This window comes from Mesorhizobium sp. BHscii (genome assembly GCF_053848065.1).
On record NZ_JBSPKW010000021.1, the window covers coordinates 96066 to 118717 of the forward strand.

At 62.5% G+C, this 22652-nt stretch carries 26 protein-coding genes; 11 read left to right on the forward strand and 15 right to left on the reverse strand.

Going from position 1 to position 22652, the window contains the following annotated elements; genetic code table 11:
* Positions 1–24 precede the first annotated feature (24 nt).
* Both ACWTU7_RS24845 and ACWTU7_RS24850 read left to right on the forward strand, forming a co-directional pair.
* Positions 25–561 (forward strand): DUF934 domain-containing protein, encoded by a 537-nt coding sequence (locus tag ACWTU7_RS24845; protein ID WP_455840661.1) that lies wholly within the window; start codon positions 25–27, stop codon positions 559–561.
* A gap of 138 nt (positions 562–699) precedes the next feature.
* Positions 700–1320 (forward strand): DJ-1/PfpI family protein, encoded by a 621-nt coding sequence (locus tag ACWTU7_RS24850; protein WP_029348200.1) that lies wholly within the window; start codon positions 700–702, stop codon positions 1318–1320.
* Positions 1321–1463: 143 nt separating this feature from the next.
* Here ACWTU7_RS24850 and ACWTU7_RS24855 read toward each other — a convergent pair whose 3' ends face one another.
* Together ACWTU7_RS24855 and ACWTU7_RS24860 are read right to left on the reverse strand one after the other, a co-directional pair.
* Positions 1464–2486 (reverse strand): fatty acid desaturase, encoded by a 1023-nt coding sequence (locus ACWTU7_RS24855; protein ID WP_455840660.1) that lies wholly within the window; start codon positions 2484–2486, stop codon positions 1464–1466.
* A 143-nt stretch (positions 2487–2629) separates the two neighbouring features.
* The gene (locus ACWTU7_RS24860; protein ID WP_455840720.1) at positions 2630–2863 is read right to left on the reverse strand and encodes a hypothetical protein; all 234 of its coding nucleotides are present in this window, start codon (positions 2861–2863) and stop codon (positions 2630–2632) included.
* Between the two features lie 241 nt (positions 2864–3104).
* Between ACWTU7_RS24860 and grpE the strand changes: the two genes are divergently transcribed.
* Positions 3105–3740, forward strand: coding sequence for a nucleotide exchange factor GrpE (gene grpE, locus ACWTU7_RS24865; RefSeq protein WP_455840659.1), 636 nt, complete (start codon positions 3105–3107; stop codon positions 3738–3740).
* A 102-nt stretch (positions 3741–3842) separates the two neighbouring features.
* Positions 3843–4475 (forward strand): trimeric intracellular cation channel family protein, encoded by a 633-nt coding sequence (locus ACWTU7_RS24870; protein WP_455840719.1) that lies wholly within the window; start codon positions 3843–3845, stop codon positions 4473–4475.
* 79 nt (positions 4476–4554) lie between these two features.
* Here ACWTU7_RS24870 and ACWTU7_RS24875 read toward each other — a convergent pair whose 3' ends face one another.
* From ACWTU7_RS24875 to sppA, 11 genes are all read right to left on the reverse strand, one after another.
* Positions 4555–5430, reverse strand: coding sequence for a GNAT family N-acetyltransferase (locus ACWTU7_RS24875; protein WP_164784066.1), 876 nt, complete (start codon positions 5428–5430; stop codon positions 4555–4557).
* Between the two features lie 177 nt (positions 5431–5607).
* On the reverse strand, positions 5608–7896 hold the full coding sequence (locus tag ACWTU7_RS24880) for a response regulator (protein ID WP_455840658.1): 2289 nt from the start codon (positions 7894–7896) through the stop codon (positions 5608–5610).
* Between the two features lie 111 nt (positions 7897–8007).
* Positions 8008–8997 (reverse strand): acrylyl-CoA reductase (NADPH), encoded by a 990-nt coding sequence (gene acuI / locus ACWTU7_RS24885; protein ID WP_455840657.1) that lies wholly within the window; start codon positions 8995–8997, stop codon positions 8008–8010.
* 52 nt (positions 8998–9049) lie between these two features.
* Complete coding sequence (gene lspA / locus ACWTU7_RS24890; RefSeq protein ID WP_455840656.1) at positions 9050–9550, reverse strand: signal peptidase II; 501 nt, start codon at positions 9548–9550, stop codon at positions 9050–9052.
* Between the two features lie 8 nt (positions 9551–9558).
* Positions 9559–10416: a TrmH family RNA methyltransferase gene (locus tag ACWTU7_RS24895; RefSeq protein ID WP_455840655.1), complete on the reverse strand. Its 858-nt coding sequence runs from the start codon at positions 10414–10416 to the stop codon at positions 9559–9561.
* Positions 10416–11450: a class I SAM-dependent methyltransferase gene (locus tag ACWTU7_RS24900; protein WP_455840654.1), complete on the reverse strand. Its 1035-nt coding sequence runs from the start codon at positions 11448–11450 to the stop codon at positions 10416–10418. The genes ACWTU7_RS24895 and ACWTU7_RS24900 overlap by 1 nt, the downstream gene beginning before the upstream one ends.
* Positions 11451–11539: 89 nt before the next feature.
* Complete coding sequence (locus ACWTU7_RS24905) at positions 11540–12025, reverse strand: DUF1772 domain-containing protein (RefSeq protein WP_455840653.1); 486 nt, start codon at positions 12023–12025, stop codon at positions 11540–11542.
* Positions 12026–12214: 189 nt separating this feature from the next.
* On the reverse strand, positions 12215–13195 hold the full coding sequence (lhpI, locus tag ACWTU7_RS24910; protein ID WP_455840652.1) for a bifunctional Delta(1)-pyrroline-2-carboxylate/Delta(1)-piperideine-2-carboxylate reductase: 981 nt from the start codon (positions 13193–13195) through the stop codon (positions 12215–12217).
* A gap of 94 nt (positions 13196–13289) precedes the next feature.
* Positions 13290–13622, reverse strand: coding sequence for a LapA family protein (locus tag ACWTU7_RS24915; RefSeq protein WP_029348180.1), 333 nt, complete (start codon positions 13620–13622; stop codon positions 13290–13292).
* Between the two features lie 76 nt (positions 13623–13698).
* Positions 13699–13983, reverse strand: a complete 285-nt coding sequence (locus ACWTU7_RS24920; RefSeq protein WP_006200394.1) for an integration host factor subunit beta — start codon at positions 13981–13983, stop codon at positions 13699–13701.
* Positions 13984–14053: 70 nt separating this feature from the next.
* Positions 14054–15007 carry a signal peptide peptidase SppA gene (gene sppA, locus ACWTU7_RS24925; protein WP_455840651.1) on the reverse strand — a complete coding sequence of 318 codons (954 nt, stop codon included), beginning with the start codon at positions 15005–15007 and terminating at the stop codon, positions 14054–14056.
* A gap of 318 nt (positions 15008–15325) precedes the next feature.
* Here sppA and lptC point away from each other — a divergent pair, with 318 nt between their 5' ends.
* The 6 genes from lptC (at position 15326) to ptsN (ending at position 20580) form a co-directional block, all read left to right on the forward strand.
* Complete coding sequence (lptC, locus tag ACWTU7_RS24930; protein WP_065010138.1) at positions 15326–16039, forward strand: LPS export ABC transporter periplasmic protein LptC; 714 nt, start codon at positions 15326–15328, stop codon at positions 16037–16039.
* A complete protein-coding gene (locus ACWTU7_RS24935; protein WP_029348174.1) occupies positions 16026–16643 on the forward strand; it encodes an LptA/OstA family protein in 618 nt (205 codons plus the stop codon). Before lptC ends, ACWTU7_RS24935 begins: the two co-directional genes overlap by 14 nt.
* Positions 16643–17461 carry an LPS export ABC transporter ATP-binding protein gene (gene lptB, locus ACWTU7_RS24940; protein ID WP_029348172.1) on the forward strand — a complete coding sequence of 273 codons (819 nt, stop codon included), beginning with the start codon at positions 16643–16645 and terminating at the stop codon, positions 17459–17461. The genes ACWTU7_RS24935 and lptB overlap by 1 nt, the downstream gene beginning before the upstream one ends.
* Positions 17462–17652: 191 nt before the next feature.
* Entirely contained in the window at positions 17653–19179 is a 1527-nt protein-coding gene (rpoN, locus tag ACWTU7_RS24945) for an RNA polymerase factor sigma-54 (protein WP_455840650.1), read from the forward strand.
* A gap of 268 nt (positions 19180–19447) precedes the next feature.
* Positions 19448–20032, forward strand: a complete 585-nt coding sequence (gene hpf / locus ACWTU7_RS24950) for a ribosome hibernation-promoting factor, HPF/YfiA family (protein ID WP_455840649.1) — start codon at positions 19448–19450, stop codon at positions 20030–20032.
* An 83-nt stretch (positions 20033–20115) separates the two neighbouring features.
* Positions 20116–20580 carry a PTS IIA-like nitrogen regulatory protein PtsN gene (gene ptsN / locus ACWTU7_RS24955; protein WP_023797448.1) on the forward strand — a complete coding sequence of 155 codons (465 nt, stop codon included), beginning with the start codon at positions 20116–20118 and terminating at the stop codon, positions 20578–20580.
* Positions 20581–20657: 77 nt separating this feature from the next.
* Here ptsN and ACWTU7_RS24960 read toward each other — a convergent pair whose 3' ends face one another.
* Positions 20658–20915: a BQ00720 family protein gene (locus ACWTU7_RS24960; protein ID WP_029348168.1), complete on the reverse strand. Its 258-nt coding sequence runs from the start codon at positions 20913–20915 to the stop codon at positions 20658–20660.
* Positions 20916–21082: 167 nt separating this feature from the next.
* On the reverse strand, positions 21083–21508 hold the full coding sequence (locus ACWTU7_RS24965) for an Hsp20 family protein (RefSeq protein ID WP_029348166.1): 426 nt from the start codon (positions 21506–21508) through the stop codon (positions 21083–21085).
* Between the two features lie 143 nt (positions 21509–21651).
* Between ACWTU7_RS24965 and ACWTU7_RS24970 the strand changes: the two genes are divergently transcribed.
* Positions 21652–22593, forward strand: a complete 942-nt coding sequence (locus tag ACWTU7_RS24970) for a nucleoside hydrolase (RefSeq protein WP_455840648.1) — start codon at positions 21652–21654, stop codon at positions 22591–22593.
* Positions 22594–22652 lie beyond the last annotated feature (59 nt).

A 22652-nucleotide genomic window follows, 5' to 3' on the forward strand; every position in this document is an offset into this window, starting at 1 on the left:
CTTCTTGAGCTTTAGGAATTTTTGATGACCGAACTAACGCCAGAGACTATTACCCGCCTCTGGACCCCGACGGGTTTTAGCGAGGACGAGTGGACCCATGCCGAAAGTGCAGACGCACTGTCCGGCAATGGCCGCTTCATCCTGCCGCTGCAGGTGTTTCTCGACCTCGACCCGGCGGTGCGCCGGTCGGCGAAGGAACGCATCGGCGTCCTGCTTCAGCCCGGCGACCAGCTCGAAAAGATCGCCGACCTGCTCGACGAGATATCGCTGGTGGCGTTGGCCTTCCCGGCTTTCAGTGACGGCCGTTCCTTCTCAAAGGGAGAACTGCTGCGCAGCCGCTACCATTTCGAGGGCGCGGTCCGCGCCACCGGGCAAGTTCTGGTCGACCAGCTGCCGCATATGCTGCGCCTCGGCTTCGACGAGTTCGAAGTGTCGCATCCGGTGCTTTTGAAACGGCTCGAGGAAGGCCGCACCGGCGGTCTGCCGCTGTATTATCAGCCGACCGAGAGGCCGGAGGCCAAAGGCCCTAAATATTCCTGGCGGCGGGTGCGCGTCGGCTGATCGCCTGCGCGGGCAGCTCGCCGCATCTGGTCGGACCACCTTGCAGATTCAGTCTTTTGTTTTCGGTGTCCTGCCCTTAGGATAGGCTCATTATTTCGCGCTCCGAAATAAATATGGCCACCAAGGGAGGAAACGGAAATGGCTGGGAAGAAGATATTGATGCTCGTTGGCGAGTTCAGCGAGGAATACGAGATTTTTGTCTTTGAACAGACCATGCATGCGGTCGGCCACACCGTCCATGTCGTGTGTCCCGACAAGAAGGCGGGCGACATACTGAAGACTTCGCTGCACGACTTCGAGGGCCATCAGACCTATACGGAAAAGCTTGGCCACGATTACATCCTCAACAAGACCTTTGCCGAGGTGAATCCGGCCGAATACGACGCCGTCTATGCGGCGGGCGGGCGCGGGCCGGAATATATCCGCATCGACAAGCGCGTGCAGGCGCTGGTGCGGCATTTCCATGAAACCGGCAAGCCGATCTTCACCATCTGCCATGGCGCGCAGATCCTGATGGCGGTCGACGGCGTGCTGCGTGGCAGGGAAGTCGCGGCGCTCCAGTATTGCGAGCCGGAAGTCACGCTCGCCGGCGGCACCTACATCGATGTCGCGCCGACCGGCGCCCATGTCGACGGCAATCTGGTATCAGCCAAAGGCTGGCCGGGTCTCGCCGCCTTCATGCGCGAATGCCTGAAGGTGCTCGGCACCGAGATCCGCCACGGCGAGATATTGATGCGCGACGAACGCAAGGCGGCTTAAGCAAGGCTTGTGAACCGCCGCATTTGTCGTGCGGCGGCTCTACAGCGCCGCGCGTCCTTTTGGGACGCGCAAAGGACGCTGTAGCACTTTGATTCCACGCATGATCCTTTCCGAAAATCGATTTCGATTTTCGGGGTCATGCGTTACGCAGTCATCCGCGCTTCGCGAAACGATACCAGCTTGCTGCGGTTCTCATCCCACAGCGCCAGCTTGACGCAGCGCAGGCTCTCCAGAAGCGTGACACGGCCGATTTCGCGCAGTTCCGGATAGTCCCTCAGGACCTCCTGGAGCCGATAGCACGGCACCTTGGCGGAGAGGTGATGCACGTGGTGGACGCCGATATTGCCGGTGAACCAGTTCAGCACCGGCGGCAGGTCATAATAGGACGAACCGTGCAGGGCCGCATGCTGGAACTGCCACTCGGAGTCCTTTGCCCACTCGGTTTCCTCGAACTGGTGCTGGACGTAGAACAGCCAGATGCCGGCGGAGCCGGCCAGGACGACGATGGGCAAATGGACAACCAGGAACGCTTCGAGGCCGACGAACCAGACGAGGGCGGCGGCGGCGACCGCGATGGCCACGTTGGTGGCCATTGACGACACCCAGGGCGTGAGGCCGCCTCGCATCATGCCGACCGGCAGTCTCTGCTCAAAGATGAAAAGCCAAATGGGGCCGAGGCCGAACATGACGAGCGGATGGCGATAGAGACGATAGGCAAGGCGGCCCCGCCAGGACATTTGCCGATATTCGGCGACAGTCAGCGTCCTGATGTCGCCCGTGCCGCGCTCATCGAGGTTGCCGGCGCTGGCGTGATGGGTTGCGTGGGCACGTCGCCAGCAATCGTAGGGCGTCAAGGTCAGGATGCCCAGGCCGCGGCCGATCCAGTCGTCGGCGGTGCGGTTGGCGAAGAAGGAACCGTGGCCGCAATCGTGCTGGATCATGAAGATCCGCACCAGAAAGCCGGCGGCCGGAAGTATGAGGATCAGACCCCACCAATGACCATGGGCATAAGCAACTGAGGACAGTGCCCACAGCGTGGCAAAGGGGATAAGGGTGATGGCAAGTTCGACGGCGCTGCGCCGCCTGTCAGGTTTCTTGTAGCGCGCCAGGATCTTCAACCAGGCACGTTTGCTGTTCGCCACAGCTTCGGGGGAAATCATGTTCATCAGGAAGCATAGACAGACCATTCCGTCGCCGCAAGGCAGGGATCACGCCAAGTTACTGCGCGTATTGTCGCGCGACGCGTAAGGTGCTGCAATGTGGAAGGGCATACTTCCGGAGGCGCGCAACGACAGGCGAAACTGTTGGTCTACCGCCGGGGCCCACGGGCGGCTACGCTGCTCTCGATGCCGTCCAGGCGGTCGAGCAATTCCCTGAAACGATCGGGAATGTCGTTCTCCGTCCGGAACGCCGGCAGCGCACGCAGAAAGCGCATCGTTGCCTCGGTGCCGAACTGGCGCCTGATGCCGGCCGCGAGCCTTTCACGTCTTTCGTCATTATTGCGGGCGCCATTCTTGTTACGGTCGCCGTCGTTGCGGATCATCATCTCAAAATCCTGTATCGGCTTCGAAACTCTTCCAGCAGACGAATGGTTCCCCGAACGCAGCATCTTGGCAAGCAAAGCCGGCGGTTACAGTAAAATTTGAATTAATATCGAAAGGTCTTCATGATGCGTCGTCGAAGCGCCAGCGGCCCCTCCAGTATCGCTTGCCACTTGATTTTTGGCCGACAAACCTCGATATCGGGCACAAAATCCACACCATTCGAAATGACGGGAAATGGCGATGAGCGACCAGGCAAAAGACGAACGCGCGCCCGAAGAAGCCGAGACCACCGGGGCTGCTACCGAACATACGGAAGGCAGCATCGACGGCGACTACGAGGCGCTTGTGCGGCTGCTGAAGGAAAACGACGAGTTGAAGGACCGCGCGCTCCGCGTCGCGGCCGAGATGGAGAATCTGCGCCGCCGTACCGCCCGCGATGTGCACGACGCGCGTGCCTACGCCGTTGCCAATTTCGCCCGTGACATGCTGTCGGTTTCGGACAATCTGCGCCGCGCGCTGGATGCGATTCCGGCTGAGGCCAAGGCGTCGGGCGATGCCGGCTTCAAGGCGCTGATCGAGGGTGTCGAGCTCACCGAACGCGCCATGCTATCGGCGCTGGAGCGGCACGGGGTGAAGAAGCTCGAGCCGGAAGGCGAGAAATTCGACCCGAATTTCCACCAGGCGATGTTCGAGGTGCCCAGTCCGGATGTGCCGGCCAACACCGTGGTCCAGGTCGTGCAGCCAGGCTATTCGATCGGCGAGCGGGTGCTGCGGCCGGCCATGGTCGGCGTTGCCAAGGGCGGTCCCAAGCATGTGGCTGGTGAAGCGCCGGTCGAGCCAGGGCCGGTGAATGAGCAAGCTGAGAAGGATGCGTGATTAGGCAGTAGGGTAGTAGGGTAGTAGGGTAGTAAGGGACTTGATAGAGGAGCATGCTATTCGTACTCCCCTATTCACCCACTCCCTTACTCCACTATGTCCTTGAACCCAATCGAGCTTCTCGACTATGCCGGCGTCGCCGTCTTTGCGGCGACCGGTGCGCTGGCCGCCTCGCGCAAACAGCTCGACATTATCGGTTACTTGTTCCTGGCCAGCGTCGCCGGCATCGGTGGCGGCACGTTTCGCGACGTTATCCTCAACGTGCCGGTGTTCTGGGTCGGAAACCGCGACTATGTGCTGATCTGCGCGGCGGTGGCGGTCTTGGTCTTCTTCAGCGTACACCGTGTCGAATCCCGCTACAAATTGCTGCTCTGGCTAGACGCCATCGGCCTTGCCGCCTTTTCGGTGATGGGCGCGGCCAAGGGGCTGGCGATCACCGGCTCGCCGGCGGTTTCGATCGTTACCGGCATGCTCACCGCCACCCTTGGCGGCATCCTTCGCGATCTGTTGACCGGGGAGCCTTCAGTGCTGTTGAGACCGGAGATCTACGTTACCGCAGCACTTGCGGGCGCCGCTCTCTACACGCTCGGCGACTTCGCCGGGCTGCCGCCGCTCGCCTCGGGCCTGGCAGGCTTCATGGCTGCTTTCTGCGTGCGTGGCGGCGCGCTCAAATTCGGCTGGGCCTTTCCGTCCTACAAGAGCAGGCCTGGTCGGCGACCGGAAGATATTCCATGAAATGAGAGCGAGTAGCGATAACAATCTGCAGCGAACTGGAGGAACTCCCGCTACTCGCTATTCGCTACTCACTGGAATTTCAAGCGGCGAAGCGCTGGGCTTCCCCGCCATAATAGTTGACGTAGCGGGCGCCGATCTCTTGGACCGGCATCACCACGAACACGTCGACCGTCGAGAATTCGCGATCGATGACGCAGCCGTCGCCGATGCGCGCGCCGACGCGCAGATAGCCCTTGACCAGCGGCGGCATCGCCGCGATCGCGGCCTTGGCATTGACCGCCTCGATCGGCATCAAATCCATGGAACAATAGCGCCCGGCGACCGCGCGCACGTCCCAGGCCGAATTCGTCCGGCAGTGATGGGCGAGATAGGTCAGCGCTTCGGCGTGTGCCGCCGGCACAGTGCCGTGGAACGAAGCGCAACCGGTCATCACGCCGATCCCGTAATGGTTGATATAGGCCCAAATACCTTGCCAAAGCGCCTCGATGGTGCGCTTCGAGCGGTATTCCGGCAAGACGCAGGAGCGGCCGAGCTCGAGGAAACGCTGGCCGGGGTGGCGGGCGATAAGATTGGTCAGCTCGAATTCGCCCTCGGAATAGAAGCCGCCGGCCGCTGCCGCGATTTCCTGCCGCAGCAGGCGGTAGGTGCCAACAATGCGGCGATGCTCGGGACCGGACAGCGAGGTGTCGAAGACGAGCAAATGATCACAAAGCGGATCGAAATGGTCGGCGTCGCGGCGGTCCTGCACCTGGAACAGGTTCTTCCTGGCGCCAAGCTCGTCATAGAACACCCGGTAGCGCACTTCCTGCGCGGCGGCGATCTCGGCCTCGTTGCGGGCGAGCCGCACTTCGAGGTTGCCGATACGGCCGAGCGCTTCGCCTTTTGTGACGGCATCGACGTTCCGCCCGGTGAGCAAAGCACCGCTGGCGTTCGGCCGAGCGTCACATTCCGGCATAACTGTATGCACGAGTGATTCTCCTTCGAGCCATCCCTCTTGGCACGGGGATACGGTGTAGGTGCAACAGGATTGTGACAGTACCGTGATACGGTGCTGCGGGCAATACTTCGTCGGCTGGGTAATCCTTCAACCGGCTATGTTACGCCGCGGGAGCCAGGAAGGACAGCCGGCGGATCACGCGGCCACCTGGCCCTCGACCGCATGGACAAGCGCGTCGGGGTCGAGCGGCTTGGTGACGAAGCCGCTGGCGCCGTGGGCAAGCACTGCGTGGCGGGTCTTTTCCTGGCTGTCCGCCGACAGCACCATGATCGGAACCGGCGCCACGGCGGTTTCCTCCTCATGCCGGCGGATGGCGGCGATGGCGTCCAGCCCGTCCATGACAGGCATGTGCAGGTCCATCAGCACCACGTCGAAGCGGTGCTTGTGGCCGGTGCCAGTGACGGCCTCGACGGCGGCCTTGCCGTCGCCGACTACTTTCACGCGATGCCCGGCCTTCAGAAGCGTGGCGCTGGCAAGCATGGCGTTGATGTCGTTATCCTCGGCGATCAGCACCGACAGGCCCTGCTGGCGGTTGCCAATGGCGCGGACGGATGGTGCGCCGCGCTTTTCCGGCTGTGGCTGGGTGAGGGCGGGTACGCTGCTGGTCAAAAGCACGCGCAACAGCGTCTCGCCACGCACCGGCCTTGCCAGGAAGGTGGCGTAGCCGCTGGCGCGGAACTCGCCCAGCATGCCGCGGTCGGTCGGCGCGATCAGCGTGATCGCCTCGCAGTCGGCAAAGCCGCTCTGGCGAAGGCGCCTTAGCAACCGGCCGTCGCCCTCCTCCATGGCCGCATCGACCAGAAGCACGTCGCAGCCTTCTGCGAAGGACGCTGCCTGGGCGTCGGTCGCGGCCAGATCGACCATGCCGCCATTGGCACGGATGGTGCGGGCGATGGCGTCGGCTTCGATGGCGTTCTTCGACAGTATCACCGCGCGCTGCCCTGACAGCGCATTCTGGCGGGTCTGCGGCGGCTCGGTGGCCGATATTGCAGGGATATCGAAGACGAACTCGGAGCCTTGGCCGAGCCGGCTCGAAACCGAAATCGTGCCGCCCATGGCGATCACCAGGCGCTTGGAAATGGCAAGACCGAGCCCGGCGCCGCCATGCGCGCGGGTCGATGTGCCATCGGCCTGTTCGAATTCCTCGAAGATGCGCTCCATATCGTCCTCGTGCAGGCCGGGACCGGTATCGGCGACGGTGAAGCATATGCGGTCGGTGGTTTCGGTGCAGGCACGAGCGATGCTCACCAATACGCCGCCGCTGTCGGTAAACTTGATCGCGTTGCCGATCAAGTTGAGCAGCACCTGCCTGACCCTTCCTGGATCGGCGGTGATCATCTGCGGCACGTCGGGTTCGACATGGCAGCCAAGGCCGATATTCTTGGCGAAGGCGCGCGCCGCCAAGAGTTCGACGATGTTGTCGGCGATCTCGCGCACCGACATTGGCTGCGGTTCGGGATCGAAGCGGCCGGCCTCGATCTTGGAATAGTCGAGCAGATCTTCGATCAGCGCCAGCAGCGCGCTGGCCGAGGTCGAGACGGCGCCCACATAGGTCCGTTGTTCGGGTGAGAGATTGGTGTCCGCCAGCAGCCTGGCCATGCCCATGATGCCGTTCATCGGTGTGCGGATCTCATGGCTGACGGTGGCGAGGAAGCGCGATTTGGCCTGGCTTGCGTATTCGGCTCGCTCACGGGCGGTGATCAGCGACGATTCGGCGTGCTTGCGGGCGGTAATGTCGCGGGCGATGGCGCGATGCGAGACGGCGCCGCTGTCCTTGTCGCGCACGGACAGTTCGATCCATGAGAACCAGCGCGGGCCGCTCGGCGTGCTAATGGCGACGTCGGTGGAGCTCAGGCATTCGTGGTCGCAAAAAGCGGCATCGGGAACGATGCCGACGTCGATGCCGAGTTCGGCCAGGGTCCTGCCGGCAAGATCGCGCTGGTCGGCTCCGACAAGATCGGCGAAAACCTTGTTGGCATAGACGATATGGCCGTCACGGTCGCGGTGGACGACGAGATCGCCAAGCGCGTCGATCAGCCCGCGAAAGCGTTCCTCGCTCTCCTGCATCTCCCACATGCGGTCGGCCAGGGTCTCGACCTCGGCGCGGCTGCGAGCTGCGGTCTCGCCAAGGATGGCAACCGTGCGACGCACCGTGCGCCTGGCACGCAGATGCACGGCGAGACCGGCCATGCCAGTCGCCAAAAGGCCAACGGTGATGAAGATCGGCGCGCCGGTCAGGTGCGACAGCCCTGCCAGCACGACGATGGCGACGAGCGTCAGGAATGGCAGGCCTTCGCGATTGGCGGCGGGCAGTTCGGGCGCCAGTGGCGGCGCTGCGATATGCTGCCGCCTTGGCGCCTCCGGGCCGATCGCGTCGACGCTTTCGGCGCTCTCCGTTTCTCCGATGGCGGATTCCGTGACCATGCGGAAACCCTTGCCAGACAGAGATTATGGAAAATTGCGGCAGATCGTTCGAATTTTATCGGTCGCGCGGTTTTTTGCCTTTCTTTCGTGCAAAACGGCAGACGCCAGAACTCACATATCCACCACTACGCGGCCACGGATCTTGCCCTCGACGATGTTGTGCGCGGCGTCGATGATGCCGTCAAAGCCGATGGTCGTGGACAGGCTGGCGAGCTTCTGGAGGTCGAGGTCCGTGCCGATGCGGCGCCACGCCTCCATGCGGACCGGCTTTGGCGCCATCACCGAATCGATGCCGAGCAGGCAAACGCCGCGCAGGATGAACGGGGCGACGCTCGCTGGCAGATCCATGCCGCCTGCCAGGCCGCAGGCGGCGACGGCGCCGCCATAGGAGGTCATCGAAAGGACGTTTGCCAACGTGTGACTGCCGACCGCGTCGACGCCGCCGGCCCAGCGTTCATTGGCGAGCGGCTTTGCCGGCTGGGCAAGCTCGTCGCGCGAAATCACCTCCGCAGCACCCAGGTCGATCAGGTAGGAGCTTTCAGCGCTGCGGCCGGTCGAGGCGACGACATGATAGCCGAGGCTGGACAGGATCGAGACCGCGACCGAGCCGACGCCGCCGGCCGCTCCCGTCACCACCACCGGGCCGCGATCGGGCACGATGCCGTGCCGTTCCAGCGCGATGACGCAAAGCATGGCGGTGTAGCCTGCGGTGCCGATCGCCATGGCATCATGCGGGCTCATGCCCTGAGGCAGCGGCACCAGCCAGTCTCCCTTGACTCGGGCGCGCCCGGCATAGGCGCCAAAATGCGTTTCGCCGACGCCCCAGCCGTTCAATATGACCTTGTCCCCCTTGCGCCAGTCGGCATGGGAAGACGAGATGACGGTGCCGGCGAAATCAATGCCCGGCACCAGCGGCCAGCGGCGGATCACCGGCGCCTTGCCTGATATGGCGAGGCCGTCCTTGTAGTTCACCGTCGTCGCCTCGACGGCGACGGTGACATCGCCTTCCATCAGGTCGGCCTCGGTGAGGTCGGTCACCGCGACCGACTGCTTCTTCTCGGCATCGCGCGAAACGAGGATGGCTTTGAAGGTTTCGGGCATGTCTTCTCCTCGGGCTTTTCAAATGGCCACTGTATGGCGGCAGAAGGCCAGGTCAATCGCTAGAGGGCTTGGCCTCGCGCCGCCAACCGATGAGTTCGTCGAAGACGACCACCACCGCGCCGACCGCGATGAAGGCATCAGCGAGGTTGAAGATGGCAAAGGACCATACCGGGGTGTGGAACAGGATGTAGTCGATCACGTGACCATAGGTAACGCGGTCGAACAGATTGCCGAGCGCGCCGCCGACGATCAGCGCAAAGCCGATGCGGGTAAGCACGTGGCCGGGCGGAGTGCGGGCCGCGAGATAGAGCACGAATGCGACGACGAAAGCGGCGATGACCACCAGGCCGGTGTCGCCGAAGGATGAAAACATGGAGAAGGCAATGCCGGTGTTGTAGGTGCGGTACAATGCCAGGAACGGCACAAGATCGACCTTTTCCTGGAAGGCGAGGCCGGTCTCGACCAGATATTTCACCCACTGGTCGAGCGCTATCGCGGCGGCGACCAGCAGGATGTAGGGGAACCACGATTTTGCCGTTTGGGATTTTACCATTTGGGATGTCACGATCTGGCGTCCTCCGGGGCAAATTTCAGCGCGCCGCGCCGGATCTCGAACAGCATGATGCCGGTGGCCACCGCGAGATTGAGCGAATCGGCCCGGCCGGCCTGTGGAATCCGCAGCAATCTGTCGCAGCTTTCGGCTAGGCTGTCGGGCAGGCCCTGCTGTTCGTTGCCCATCATCAGCAGCACCGGGCCTTTGCAAAAGTCGACCGAACGGTAGTCGACCGCACCTTTCAGGTGTGTGCCGGCAACGAGGCCAGGAAAGCTTTTTCGCCACGCGAGGAAGGCGTCCGGCGTCGCCTTGGCGACCGGCACGGCGAAGATCGAGCCCATGGTGGCGCGCACGGTCTCGACGGAAAAAGGATCGGTGGTCTCGCCGACCAGTATGACGCCCTTGGCGCCAACGGCATCGACGGTGCGGATGACGGTGCCGAGATTGCCTGGGTCGCGCACGCGGTCGAGCGCCACCCAGACGTCGCCGTCTCGAACGCGGATGTCCTTCAGCGACAGGAACTTCTGCGAAAAGACGCCGACCACCATTTGCGGGTTATCGCGGCGGGTGATGGCGACGAGCACTTTTTCGGAAACTTCGAGCACGGTGCCGCCGGCGGCAACCGTGCGCGCCGCGACCTTTTCGACTGCCGCGTTGCCGCGTCCGGCCTTGGCGAAGACCAGCGTCCGGATCGACCAGCCGAGGTCGAGCGCGTCGATGACCAGCTTCAGCCCCTCGGCCATGAAGGCGTTCTGCTGGTCGCGGAATTTCTTCAGGGCGAGAGCCTTGATGTCCTTGATCAACGGATTGGCGAGGCTGGTGACCTCTTTCACCTGCCCTGGCGCGCCGGCGTGCCGCTCGCTCATCAGGCCACCCAGCGCGAGAACAGCGACGTCGACAGCGCCCGGCCGGCGGATTTCTCGCGGATAATCAGTTCGCCGGATTCGACCGTGCCGCCCATGCCTGCGAAAGTGTCGCGCATTAAGGCATGGATGGCGAAGAAGGAGGCGCGGATCGAATAGGCGGTCAGCATGACAGCAAGCGGCTTCGGCGTCAGGATCGAGCGGCAGAGGTCGGTCAGATCAGGCAGGTCCTCGAACAATTGCCAGACCTCGCCCTTGGGGCCACGGCCATAGGCGGGCGGATCGAACAGGATGATGTCGTAGCGGCTGCCGCGGCGCTCCTCGCGCTCGGCGAATTTCATGGCGTCGTCGATGATCCAGCGGATCGGCTTTTGCAACAAGCCCGCCATCTCCTGGTTCTCCCTAGCCCAGCCGATTGCCTTCTTGGACGCATCGACATGGGTGACCTCGGCGCCGGCGCGCGCCGCCACTAGCGAGGCAAGGCCGGTATAGCCGAACAGATTCAGCACCTTGACCGGTCGCTTCGCCGCCGCGATCAGCCCGGCCATGTGGTCCCAGTGCGAGGCCTGCTCGGGGAAGACGCCGACATGGCGAAACGAGGTGAAGCGGCCGAGATAGTCGATGCCGTCATGCTTCATCGGCCAGGTCTCGCCGAGCGGCGTCCTGGGGAAGCGCCAGCGGCCGATGCCTTCCTCGTCGGTGTCGCCGGTGAAAATGGCGTCGGCGCGGTCCCAGTTTTCGGCCGGCAACGCTTTTTGCCAGATCGCCTGGCCTTCGGGCCGGACGATGCGATAGGGCCCGTACTGCTCGAGCTTTTGACCGGCGCCGCTGTCGAGCAGCGCATAGTCGGCGTTGGGCGCCACTTCGAGGATCAGCGGCAGGTGTTCGGCGGGCAGGGCGCCCTCGCGGCGGGAAAGGACGCGCGGCGCGGTGCGGTTGCGCGATGCTGTGGCGGTTGCGCGCGGCGCCTGTTCCGCCCCGCCCTTTGCGAGCTGATGCGAGCGGCTGTCGCGGCGTTTGTCGCGAAAAGGTTTCAAGAAGAGCATCTCCGGGGCGACTTGGCCCGCTTCTGCCACAGCACATTCACCGGTGCAACAAACGCGGTCGCTGGACATTTCCGAAACGGTCAGCCGCGCCTGATCCAAAGCAGGGCGACAACCAGCGATACGAAACCGACGGCCTTGAAGCCGGCGACGATCATATGGCCGGTTTCCCAGCGCAGTCGGACCGCTTCGAAATTTTCCGGGATCGGTCCAGGCACCCAGGTGGCCAGAATATCGTTCGCCGGCTTGACGAGAGCGAACCACATCGCAAGAGACACCGCATAGAGCCCGGCAGCGGCCAACGCATACCAGAACGCCGGACGGTCATTGCGCAGCATCCATGCGAGAAGTCCCGGACAGCCGATCGCGGCCACGTCCAGTGGCGCGCCAATGACGGCAAACAGCTGGAACTGGGCCTTGAAGACAGTCGTCTCGCGCCAGAGAGAAGGTGACCACTTCGTCAGCCGAGGAGCCGATTCCAGGACATGGGCGAAGGATGGTCCAAGGCTGAGCGCCGCCATGACGGCGGCCAAGATGGACCAGAACAACAGGAAGCCGCGTATCTCCATAACGCCCGAACAACGGTGCGACGCCGGAGACGTTCCCGCCGATCGGGAACAGAGTAGGGGAGTAGGGGAGTAGGGGAGTAGGGGAGTAAGGGAGTAAGGGAGTAGGGGAAATCTGACTGGCACGAAGCCGCACGATTGGTATGGCTTCCCTACTTCCCTACTTCCCTACTTCCCTACTTCCCTACTTCCCTACTTCCCTACTTCCCTACTTCTCAGCGCCTTGTACACCGCAATGCCGGCGGCGAGGTCTTCGAGGGCTGCGCCGACCGATTTGAACAGCGTGATCTCACTGGGGCTCTGCCGGCCCTTCTTCTGGCCGCGTGCCAATTCATGCAGGTCGGCGACGATGGCTTGCGGCTTCAGCACGCCCGAGGCCAGCGGCTGGACGATATCGCCCGCCTCCTTGGCGGCGCCTGCCCGGGTATCGACGTAGACGCGAGCACGCGCAATCGCATCGTCGTCGCTTTCGCGCATGACCGGCGTGAAGCCGCCGACCAGATCGACATGGGTGCCCGACTTCAACAGCGCGCCCTTGATCAGCGGCGTGGTCGTGATGGTCGCCGACGAAACGATGTCGGCCAGGCCGATTTCGGCGTCGAGATCGCTCGCGGCGGTGGCCGCAAAGCCCTCGGCGCGCAATTCCGCCGCAACCTTTTCGGCATTGGCCGGTGTGCGGTTCCAGATGCGGATTGCGGTGATCGGCCGCACCGCTGAATGCGCCCTGGCGAGGAACGGCGACAGCGCGCCGGCGCCGACCACCAGCAGCCGCTCAGCGTCCTCGCGGGCCAGATAGGAAGCGGCCAGCGCCGAGGCTGAGGCCGTGCGCCACTGCGTCAGCCGCTGGCCATCGATCATGGCTTCAGGCTCGCCGGTCGCGCCGTCGAGCAGGAGGTAAAGCCCCATCACAGCGGGTTTGCCTACGGTGTTGTTGTCGGGCGACACCGTGACGATCTTGACGCCGATATGGCCGCCTGCCGACGTGCCGGCCGCATTGAAGTCGGTCCAGGCAGGCATCAGGAGCAGCGTCGAGGCCGCGCCGTCGGGCCGTTCGACCGTATGGTGATGCCTGACCGGTTGTACCGCGCCATCGCGAAAGGCCGCGCGCAGCGTCTCGACCAGGCCGGGAAAGGTCAGCGCTCGATCGACCTCGGCCGCCGAAATGGTCAGCATGGGAAACTCCATGGAGAGAAATAAGCCTAACGCATAACCGAAAATGGTACAGCGTCCTTTGCGCGTCCCAAAGGACGTGCGGCGCTGTGTTGGCTCAGCTGGTCGGCTTCGGCAAGGCGGGGCCTTGTGGCGCAGCCGGTGCGCGGCTGACTGCCTGGCGCAGGTTTTCGGCCTCGACGCCGCGCTGGCGCGCCAGCTTGCGATAGCGGCCCTGCTTGACCCAAGTCGCCAGGCTGCCGACAATCATGCCGATGGCGAGAGCCAGGAACAGGAAGATGAAAAGCGGCAGCGTCATCGTTAGCGCCGGATTGCCGGGGTTGAACGGATCCAGGGTGAAGGCAACCGGATCGCGATTGGCGACCGCCAGCGCGATCAGAATGACGGCCAGCGGCACGAAGACCACGATGAGCATGAGGCGATTGAACATGGAATTTCCTGTCGAAGGCGGGCTCTACCGCAGGCCTACTGAAAAGGCCGGCATGCTGCACGAGCTCGCGCGGCGCCTATTTGCCGCCGTTCAGCCTTTCACGCAATTCCTTGCCGGTCTTGAAGAACGGCACCCATTTCTCCTCGACCTCGACGGATTCGCCGGTGCGCGGGTTGCGGCCGGTGCGGGCGGGGCGGTTTTTCACCGAGAAAGCACCGAAACCGCGCAGCTCGACCCGGTTGCCTTCGGCAAGCGCGTCGGTGATCTCGTCGAAAATCGCGCCGACGATGTTTTCGACGTCGCGCAGAAAAAGGTGCGGGTTGCGTGTGGCGATGATCTGCACAAGTTCGGATTTGATCATGAGAAGGCTCCCCGTGAAAACACAGCAGTCAAAATTATGAGGATGATTTTATTTGCTTTTTTCACTCGTCTCAAGGGTGCCAGACGGAAACGAGACCGTCAAGAAACAAGCGGTCGGCACCAAGTTCGTGAATGATCTCGCCGCCATAGTCGGGCAGGCCGAGCGCACTGCCGATGGTTCGCGCCATCGCTTTCGAGAACAGGAAGCCGCTGCTTTCCGCGTCCTTCCACTCCACCACCTTGAGCTTGGCGTCGACGCCCTTGGTCGCGAGCCAATCGATCGCTTCGGTCTCGCCGCCGACCGCGTCGATCAATTTGTTGGCAACAGCCTGCCGGCCGGTGAAGATCGACCCGTCGGCCAGGGCCAGCGCCTCCGGCTTGGTCATGTTGCGGCGCTCGGCGACGACGCCGACGAACCAGTCGTAGCTGTCCAGGATGAGCTTGCGGACCATGGTGCGCTCGTCGTCACTGGTCGGCTTGAAAGGCGATGGCGAGGCTTTCAGCGGCGAGGATTTCACTTCCTCGAGCCTGATGCCGAGCTTGTCCATAAGGCCGCTGACGTCCGGATACTGGATCAGCACGCCTATCGAGCCGACGATCGACGATTTGCGCGCGACAATATGATCGGCCGCGGTGGCGATCATATAGCCCGCCGATGCGGCCAGCGTGCCGACCTCGGCCACCACCGGCTTCTCGGCGGCCAGCTTGCGCACTGCCTCGTAGATCGATTCGCCCCCGACGGTGGTGCCGCCCGGTGAATCGATCGACAGGATCACCGCTTTCACCCTCGAGGATTGACGGATGGTCTCCAGTTGTTTGATCAGGTCTTCGTCTTCGGTGATGGTGCCCTCGATCTTGACCTTGGCGATATGGTCGACCGCCGTGCCGGTGAAGTCGTCACCGTAAATCCAGCTCGAAAAGGCAATCAGCCCGGCTGCTGCGACAACAAGCGCTGCAACGCGCCAGAATGTCAGCTTGCGGCGCAAGCGGCGGCGGTCGATCAGGTCGTCGGCTCTCAGTGCCATGGTCAGCCTCATAGTCGGTGGAAGCAGATGCTTTTAAAGCAACCATCCGCGCCCGGCTACCGATTCCTGACGAGCTTGCGCCAAAGACAGGTCTCGACGTTCGCGAACCGGCGTTTCAAGAGATGTTAAGACCAATCCACAGGCCCTAACGCTGCCCGCCTGTATCTGGTATGACATGCAAGTTGTGCCGGTTTCATTTTCGTTTGTGCAACAGCAACCGTCACACTTTTGCGGTTTTCCTCCGCTTGTGCTTGCTTGAGGGCGCCGGCATCCCACCTATAGGGGTGCTTGGCGGCAGGGGTTTAAAAGAAAGCAGTTATGTTAGCGCGACCGATCGAACCGACCAACACCGAGACGGAGTTGGCTCCCCCGGACGTAGGCCCGGCGCGGGTCGACGCCTTCGGCATTGCCCAGCGCCATTCGCGCCGCGTGCGGATATTGAAGCTGGCGGTGCCGCTGGCCGCTGCCGCGATCGCGGTCGCCTTCCCGGTCTATTCCTACCTCGCGGCGCCTGGCTCAATCCAGGTCCAGGCCGACGGCAGCGCCTTCGCCAATGGCAAGCTGGTGATGGCCAATCCCAAGCTCAACGGGTTCACCAAGCAGAAACTGCCCTATTCCATGACGGCTTTGCGCGCCATACAGGACGTGACCAAGCAAGGAATCATCAACTTGGAGGGCATCGACGCCAAGCTGCCGATATCGACCGACAATGTGGCGGCCATCAATGCCTCGCACGGCACCTATAATCGCGATGGCAACACGATGAGCCTGACCAGCGATGTCACCATAACCACCACCGATGGCTTGGCGGCAAAGTTCAAATCAGTCTTTCTCGATATGGGCAAAGGCACTATGAAGACGAACGATCCGGTCGACGTCAGCCGCGGCGGGTCGCGGATCACCGCAGAGTCGATGTCGATCCAAGACAACGGCAAGATCGTGGTTTTCGAGAACAGAGTGCGTGTCAACATCGATCCCGCCAGCTTGAAGGCGGCAGAGGCAATGAGCGGAGAATCCAATGCGGTTCAGTAGTTCGACACGGCTCGTGGCCGCAGCTTCGGCGTTGCCGGCCCTTGGGTTGGCTTTGGGGCTGGTCCTGGGGTTGGGGACGGCGCCGGCTCTGGCGCAGTCCAAGGCCACCAGCCAGCTGTCGGGCCTCAAACTGTCCGGCGACAAGCCCATCCAGATCGAAAGCGATAAGCTCGAGGTCCGCCAGGCGGATAACGTCGCCGTGTTCACAGGCAATGTAAGCGTCGTCCAGGGTCCGACCTTGCTCAAGGCCGGCAAGATGACGGTCTATTACGTCAAGGACGCCGACGCTGACGCCAAGGATGCGCAGGCCGCAGGTGCCGCGATGACCGGCTCGGCCAACATCGACCGCCTGGAGGTCGCCAACAAGGTCTATATCAAATCAGACGACCAGGTCGCCACCGGCGACAGCGGCACCTTCGACATGAAGACGGAAGTGCTGGTGCTTTCAGGCAGCAAGGTCGTGCTTTCGCAAGGTGACAATGTACTGGTCGGCTGTAAGCTCACCGTGGAGATGAAGAGCGGCCTGGCTCAGGTCGACGCCTGCGGGGGCCGCGTCATGATGTCGATCACGCCGCCGGCGAAGTCGGGAGCGGCGAACCCCTGATGGTCGACGTAGCATCGCTGATGGCGCGTCTTCCAGGACGCGTCGCCAGCAAACTTGCGGCACCGGCCACGGTCAGCGTCGACCAGGTAAAGTTCAAAGGAACCTTGATCGCCAAGGGTCTGACCAAGAGCTACAAGGGCCGCAAAGTTGTCAGCGGCGTGACGATCGGCGTGCGCGCCGGTGAGGCGGTCGGACTGCTCGGTCCCAACGGCGCCGGCAAGACGACCTGCTTCTACATGGTCACCGGCCTTGTGCCGGTCGACGAAGGCACAATCGAAATCGACGGCTTCGATGTCACCTCGATGCCGATGTACCGCCGCGCCCGCCTCGGCATCGGCTACCTTCCGCAGGAAGCGTCGATCTTTCGCGGCTTGAGCGTCGAGCAAAACATCCGTGCCGTGCTCGAAGTGGTCGAAAAGAACCGCAAAAAGCGCGAACACAGTCTCGACGAACTGCTCGATGAGTTTCACATCAGCCATCTGCGCAAAGCCCCGTCGCTGTCGCTTTCCGGCGGCGAGCGGCGGCGCCTTGAAATCGCGCGCGCACTGGCGACCCGCCCCGCATACATGCTCCTCGACGAGCCTTTCGCTGGCATAGATCCGATCGCCGTCGCCGATATCCAGCAACTCGTGCGTCATCTGACGGCGCGTGGCATCGGCGTGCTCATCACCGATCACAATGTCCGCGAGACGCTCGGCCTGATCGACCGCGCCTACATCATCCATGCCGGGCAGGTGCTGACCCATGGCCGGGCCGACGAAGTGGTCGCAAACCCGGATGTGCGGCGGCTTTATCTCGGTGAGGGATTTACACTCTAAGCGGGAAAATTCTCCTCGAAACGCGATTTCTGGCGCGAGACCAGCCTTTTTTCTCCGATTTCTCTTCCAAATAAAGCACCGACAGGCGAGTTTTGATCGCCGTCGCCTTGACAAGCAAAAGCCGGGCCAGTTTCTATGCCCGACTCCTTCCGGCAGTCCGGATGCGTAGACAGGGCGTTTGAAACCGAACCATGGCGTTGGCGGCAAAACTACAGCTACGACAATCCCAGTCGCTGGTGATGACGCCGCAACTCATGCAGTCGATACGGCTGCTGCAGTTCACCCACATCGAGCTGGAACGCTTCATTGACGACGAGATCGAGCGCAATCCTCTGCTCGAGCGCGCAGAGCCGCAGGACGATCCCGTCAGCGACCAGGCGCAGAAGATCGATGCCGCGCCGGAAACGGCCACCGACGGCGATTGGTTCGAGAAGGAAACGGCGTGGAGCGCCGAGGCGATCTCGGAAAAGCTCGATACTTCGCTTGAAAACCTATTTCCCGACGACCCCGGGACCAGCGAGCGGCTCCGTCCCGACCTGACGGCTCAATGGAAGTCGGCATCCGGCAACGGTTCCGCGTCCTCTTCCGACGGCTTCGACGTCGGAGACATGGCGGCCGCCGCCATCACGCTGCGCCAGCATGTCGGCGAACAGGTCGCGCTTGCCTTCGCCGACCCGGCAGCACGCCTGATCGCCAGCGAACTGGCCGATGGCCTCGACGAGGCCGGCTATATGCGCGCCGACATGGCCGAGATCGCCGCCCGTCTCGGCACCGACCGAGCGGCGGTGGCGAATGCACTCGCGGTCTGCCAGACATTCGAGCCCGCCGGCATCTTTGCCCGCGACCTCGCGGAATGCCTGTCGCTGCAGCTTGCCGTCCGCGACCGGCTCGATCCGGCGATGAAGGCTTTGATCGCCAATCTCGAACTCTTGGCGCGGCGCGATTTCCAGACCCTGAAACGGATTTGTGGGGTCGACGAGGAGGATCTGCTCGACATGCTGGCCGAGATACGTGCGCTCGATCCGCGCCCGGGCATGGCGTTTTCGGCGGGCGCCAGCGACGCGATCATCGCCGACGTCGAAGTGCGGGCGGCTAACGACGGAAGCTGGGTGATCGAACTCAACCCCGAAACGCTGCCGCGCGTGCTGGTCGACCATATCTATTTCGCCCAGGTTTCACCGCATGCGAAAAACCAGACGGAAAAGGATTTCCTGGCGGAATGCCTGCAAAACGCCAACTGGCTGACGCGCAGCCTCGACCAGCGGGCAAAGACCATTCTTAAGGTTGCCTCAGAAATCGTGCGCCAGCAGGACGCCTTCCTCGTCCATGGCGTGCGTCACCTGAAGCCGCTCAACCTGCGCACGGTGGCCGACGCCATCGGCATGCACGAATCGACCGTCAGCCGGGTCACCGCCAACAAATACATGCTGACGCCGCGCGGCGTGTTCGAACTGCGGTATTTCTTCACCGCCTCGATCGCTTCGTCGGGTGGCGGCGATGCGCATTCGTCTGAAGCGGTGCGCGACCGCATCAAGCAGTTGATCGATGAGGAGAAACCTGCCGACGTGCTTTCCGACGACGCGATTGTGGATATGTTGCGGGAAAGTGGCGTCGATATCGCCAGGCGCACGGTCGCCAAGTATCGGGAGGGCATGAATATTCCCTCGTCGGTGCAGCGGCGGCGTGAAAAACGCGCTTTGGCCAGCGCCGGACGTTGATCTCCGACGGAATTTCCACAGCTTTCGCGCTTCATTGACAAGCCGCAATGAAGTGGCTAGAAGCCCGCCCGCATGGGACGGGCTACTGCCCGCATGCGGATGGTCCGTCACGACGTTGGCCACGGGACGGTCAAAGAAGGCGGCTTGTGATCAACCGGAAAGTTCGGATTTAAAATCGGCGCAAGTGACGCCGCAAAGCTTGTGCGCACAGACCACGGGTATAAACTCGGGACAGTTTGAAGCCTGAGCAAGGAAGGTCAGTTTTCAGATGACACTGCGCATATCAGGAAAACACATGGACATCGGCGATGCGTTCCGTACGCGCATCAACGACCGTGTCGGAGAAGTGATCGGGAAATATTTCGATCGGGGCTTTTCAGGGCAAATTGTAGTCGTCAAATCGGGGTCGCGCTACACGGCCGATTGCATGATCCGGCTGGATTCCGGCGCTTCGCTGCAGGCGACCGGTGAAGCCCAGGACCCGACGCTCGCTTTCGAGGCGGCGGCGGATCGCCTCGAAACCCGCCTTCGGCGCTACAAGCGTCGGCTGAAGTCGCATAATTCAGGCAATGTCAATGGCGAACCCACCGACGTCGCCTATACGGTGATGGCGCCGCTTGCCGACGACGACGAGGAAATACCGGAGAATTTCGCGCCAGCCATCGTCGCCGAATCAACCATGACGCTGCGGACCATGTCGGTGGCGTCAGCCGTGATCGAGCTCGACACTAAAGACAGTCCGGTTCTCGTCTTCCGCAATGCCGGAACCGAGCAACTCAATATCGTCTATCGCCGGCCGGACGGAAATATCGGCTGGATCGACCCGTCTACGACCAAGGTCGCGCAGGGATGACGGCCAAGGCCGCACTGGGATAAGGCACCAGCCGCACGCGAGAGTGAGGGCTGGCGACGCTAGGCGAACAAGGGATTTCAAGTATGGATCTGAGCGATCTTATCAACGTTCCGGCAATCTTGCCGGCGTTGAAGGCGAACTCCAAGAAGCAACTGCTGCAAATGCTGTCCGAAAGGGCTGCGGCGATTGCCGGCATTCCGGAACGGGAGGTGTTCGACACCATCCTGCAGCGTGAACGGCTGGGCTCGACCGGTGTCGGCAACGGCATTGCCATTCCGCATGGCAAGCTGGCGGGGGTGAAGCGGATCGCCGGGGTTTTCGCCCGGCTGGAGACGCCGGTCGATTTCGAGGCACTGGACGACCAGCCGGTCGATCTGGTGTTCCTGCTTTTGGCGCCCGAAGGCGCCGGCGCCGACCACCTCAAGGCGCTGTCGCGCATCGCGCGGGTGCTGCGCGACGCCGACACGGTGGCCAAGATAAGGGGCACCCGCGACGCCGCAGCGATCCACGCGCTTTTGTCGGACACGCAGGCCTCGCATGCAGCCTGAGCTTTTTTGATCAGATCCGTTGAAGGGCCGCCGTGAGCGGCCCTGTCCGTTTCCAATCAGATCGCTGCGCCGTATTGTTAGTGGATGGGGACAGGGGTCAGGTCGTTTTCCAGGGCGCCAGCCAGCGCTCTGTCACGAGCGTCTGAAAGCAGGATCGGCTGGCCATTGGCGGCAAACAGGGCCCACAGTTCCAGGCCGGGCGCGATTTCGCCGAGGCCCGGGAAACGGCCGCGCAGATCGTCGCTCGACACTTTCCTGAGATAGGCGACCGAGCCTTCCCCGAGATGGGCGAATTCGCCGCTGGTCATGATGAGGTTTTCGTCAGTTCTGGTCATTTCAAGCCTCCTTGGCGCGAGGACGCCGCTCAAGGCCGCCTCGCATGAGAGCCATTTGAGCGCCGTGTGTCCAATTGGACACACAAGGGACGCTCTAACACTTCAATTTGCTGCATCGTGCTTTCGGAGAATCGATTCCGATTTTCCGGCCGATGCAGTGGTAAGGATCAGTCTTTCACCGATATATTTATTTTCCGTACCATCCGTTCGGACTCGGGCCGATCGAGATCGATCGACAAAAGGCCGTTCTTCAGCTCCGCCGCGATCACCCGCATGCCGTCGGCCAGCACGAAACAGCGCTGGAACTGGCGCGCGGCAATGCCGCGATGAAGGAATTCGCGCTCGGTGTCATCGTTCTGACGGCCGCGCACGACCAACTGGTTCTCCTCCGTGGTCACATCGAGATCGTTTTCGGCGAAACCGGCGACAGCGAGCGTGATACGCAGCCTTTCGGCCTTCCCGTCGGCACCGCTGAGGCGCTCGATGTTGTAGGGAGGGTAGCTGTCACCCGACTTCGCCAGGCGTTCCAGGGTCTTTTCCATGGCGTCGAAACCCAGGAGCAGCGGGCTAGAAAAAGGCGTCATTCGGCTCATGTTACACTGTCCTCTCAAGAGCGACATAAAGTGGAAAAACCCAGATGGCATTTTTCCCGATGGCCTTGATATGGTCCGCCCCGCGGTCAAGTTCAAGCCGTCAAAAGCCCCGCCCAAAAAGACTCCCCAAACAAGGAATTGAAATGCCCGAATCCCGCAAGATCATCATCGACACGGATCCCGGCCAGGATGATGCCGTCGCCATTTTGCTGGCACTCGGCAGCGCCGAGCTGGAGATCGTCGGAATGACCGCCGTTGCCGGCAACGTGCCGCTGAGGCTCACCGAAAAGAACGCACGCAAGATCTGCGAACTGGCCGGCAGGCCAGACATCAAAGTCTATGCCGGCGCCATCCGCCCGCTGGCGCGCGAACTGGTTACCGCCGAGGAGGTGCATGGCGAGACCGGTCTCAACGGACCGCAATTGCCCGAACCGACAATGAAGCTGCAGGACCAGTATGCGGTGGATTTCATCGTCGAGACACTGATGAAGGAAGAGAGCGGCACGATCACGCTGTGCGCGCTCGGACCGCTCACCAACGTTGCGCTGGCGCTTATCCGCGAGCCGAAGATCGCGCCGCGCATCAAGGAAATCGTGCTGATGGGCGGCGGCTTCTTCGAAGGCGGCAACGTCACGCCGACCGCCGAATTCAACATCTATGTCGACCCGCATGCCGCCGACGTCGTGTTCAAATCCGGCATCCCGATCGTTATGATGCCGCTCGACGTCACCCACAAGGCGCTGACCACCGCCAAGCGGACCCAGGCCTTCCGAAAGCTCGGCACCAGGGTCGGCACGGCTACGACGGAGATGCTGGAATTCTTCGAGCGCTTCGACGAGGAGAAATACGGCACTGATGGCGGTCCGCTGCACGACCCTTGCGTCATCGCCTATCTGCTGAAGCCGGAGCTATTCAGGGGCCGCAACTGCAACGTCACCGTGGAAACCGCCTCGGAGCTCACCATGGGCATGACGGTGATCGACTGGTGGGGCGTGACCAAGCGACCGAACAACGCCATGGTGATGCGCGACATCGACCATGATGCGTTTTTCGCATTGCTGCTGGAAAGGCTGGGGCGGCTTTAGAGCGGGATGAGATTTGTAAGAGTCGTGGGATTCCCAAATCATCGCAGTTCTGATTCAAC

Coding starts and splice junctions, on each gene's coding strand:
- ACWTU7_RS24845 (WP_455840661.1), top strand. CDS start 25: ATGACCGAACTAACGCCAGAGACTATTACCCGCCTCTGGACCCCGACG.
- ACWTU7_RS24850 (WP_029348200.1), top strand. CDS start 700: ATGGCTGGGAAGAAGATATTGATGCTCGTTGGCGAGTTCAGCGAGGAA.
- ACWTU7_RS24855 (WP_455840660.1), bottom strand. CDS start 2,486: ATGAACATGATTTCCCCCGAAGCTGTGGCGAACAGCAAACGTGCCTGG.
- ACWTU7_RS24860 (WP_455840720.1), bottom strand. CDS start 2,863: ATGATCCGCAACGACGGCGACCGTAACAAGAATGGCGCCCGCAATAAT.
- grpE (WP_455840659.1), top strand. CDS start 3,105: ATGAGCGACCAGGCAAAAGACGAACGCGCGCCCGAAGAAGCCGAGACC.
- ACWTU7_RS24875 (WP_164784066.1), bottom strand. CDS start 5,430: ATGCCGGAATGTGACGCTCGGCCGAACGCCAGCGGTGCTTTGCTCACC.
- ACWTU7_RS24880 (WP_455840658.1), bottom strand. CDS start 7,896: ATGGTCACGGAATCCGCCATCGGAGAAACGGAGAGCGCCGAAAGCGTC.
- acuI (WP_455840657.1), bottom strand. CDS start 8,997: ATGCCCGAAACCTTCAAAGCCATCCTCGTTTCGCGCGATGCCGAGAAG.
- lspA (WP_455840656.1), bottom strand. CDS start 9,550: ATGGTAAAATCCCAAACGGCAAAATCGTGGTTCCCCTACATCCTGCTG.
- ACWTU7_RS24895 (WP_455840655.1), bottom strand. CDS start 10,416: ATGAGCGAGCGGCACGCCGGCGCGCCAGGGCAGGTGAAAGAGGTCACC.
- ACWTU7_RS24905 (WP_455840653.1), bottom strand. CDS start 12,025: ATGGAGATACGCGGCTTCCTGTTGTTCTGGTCCATCTTGGCCGCCGTC.
- lhpI (WP_455840652.1), bottom strand. CDS start 13,195: ATGCTGACCATTTCGGCGGCCGAGGTCGATCGAGCGCTGACCTTTCCC.
- ACWTU7_RS24915 (WP_029348180.1), bottom strand. CDS start 13,622: ATGTTCAATCGCCTCATGCTCATCGTGGTCTTCGTGCCGCTGGCCGTC.
- ACWTU7_RS24920 (WP_006200394.1), bottom strand. CDS start 13,983: ATGATCAAATCCGAACTTGTGCAGATCATCGCCACACGCAACCCGCAC.
- sppA (WP_455840651.1), bottom strand. CDS start 15,007: ATGGCACTGAGAGCCGACGACCTGATCGACCGCCGCCGCTTGCGCCGC.
- lptC (WP_065010138.1), top strand. CDS start 15,326: ATGTTAGCGCGACCGATCGAACCGACCAACACCGAGACGGAGTTGGCT.
- ACWTU7_RS24935 (WP_029348174.1), top strand. CDS start 16,026: ATGCGGTTCAGTAGTTCGACACGGCTCGTGGCCGCAGCTTCGGCGTTG.
- lptB (WP_029348172.1), top strand. CDS start 16,643: ATGGTCGACGTAGCATCGCTGATGGCGCGTCTTCCAGGACGCGTCGCC.
- rpoN (WP_455840650.1), top strand. CDS start 17,653: ATGGCGTTGGCGGCAAAACTACAGCTACGACAATCCCAGTCGCTGGTG.
- hpf (WP_455840649.1), top strand. CDS start 19,448: ATGACACTGCGCATATCAGGAAAACACATGGACATCGGCGATGCGTTC.
- ptsN (WP_023797448.1), top strand. CDS start 20,116: ATGGATCTGAGCGATCTTATCAACGTTCCGGCAATCTTGCCGGCGTTG.
- ACWTU7_RS24960 (WP_029348168.1), bottom strand. CDS start 20,915: ATGACCAGAACTGACGAAAACCTCATCATGACCAGCGGCGAATTCGCC.
- ACWTU7_RS24965 (WP_029348166.1), bottom strand. CDS start 21,508: ATGAGCCGAATGACGCCTTTTTCTAGCCCGCTGCTCCTGGGTTTCGAC.
- ACWTU7_RS24970 (WP_455840648.1), top strand. CDS start 21,652: ATGCCCGAATCCCGCAAGATCATCATCGACACGGATCCCGGCCAGGAT.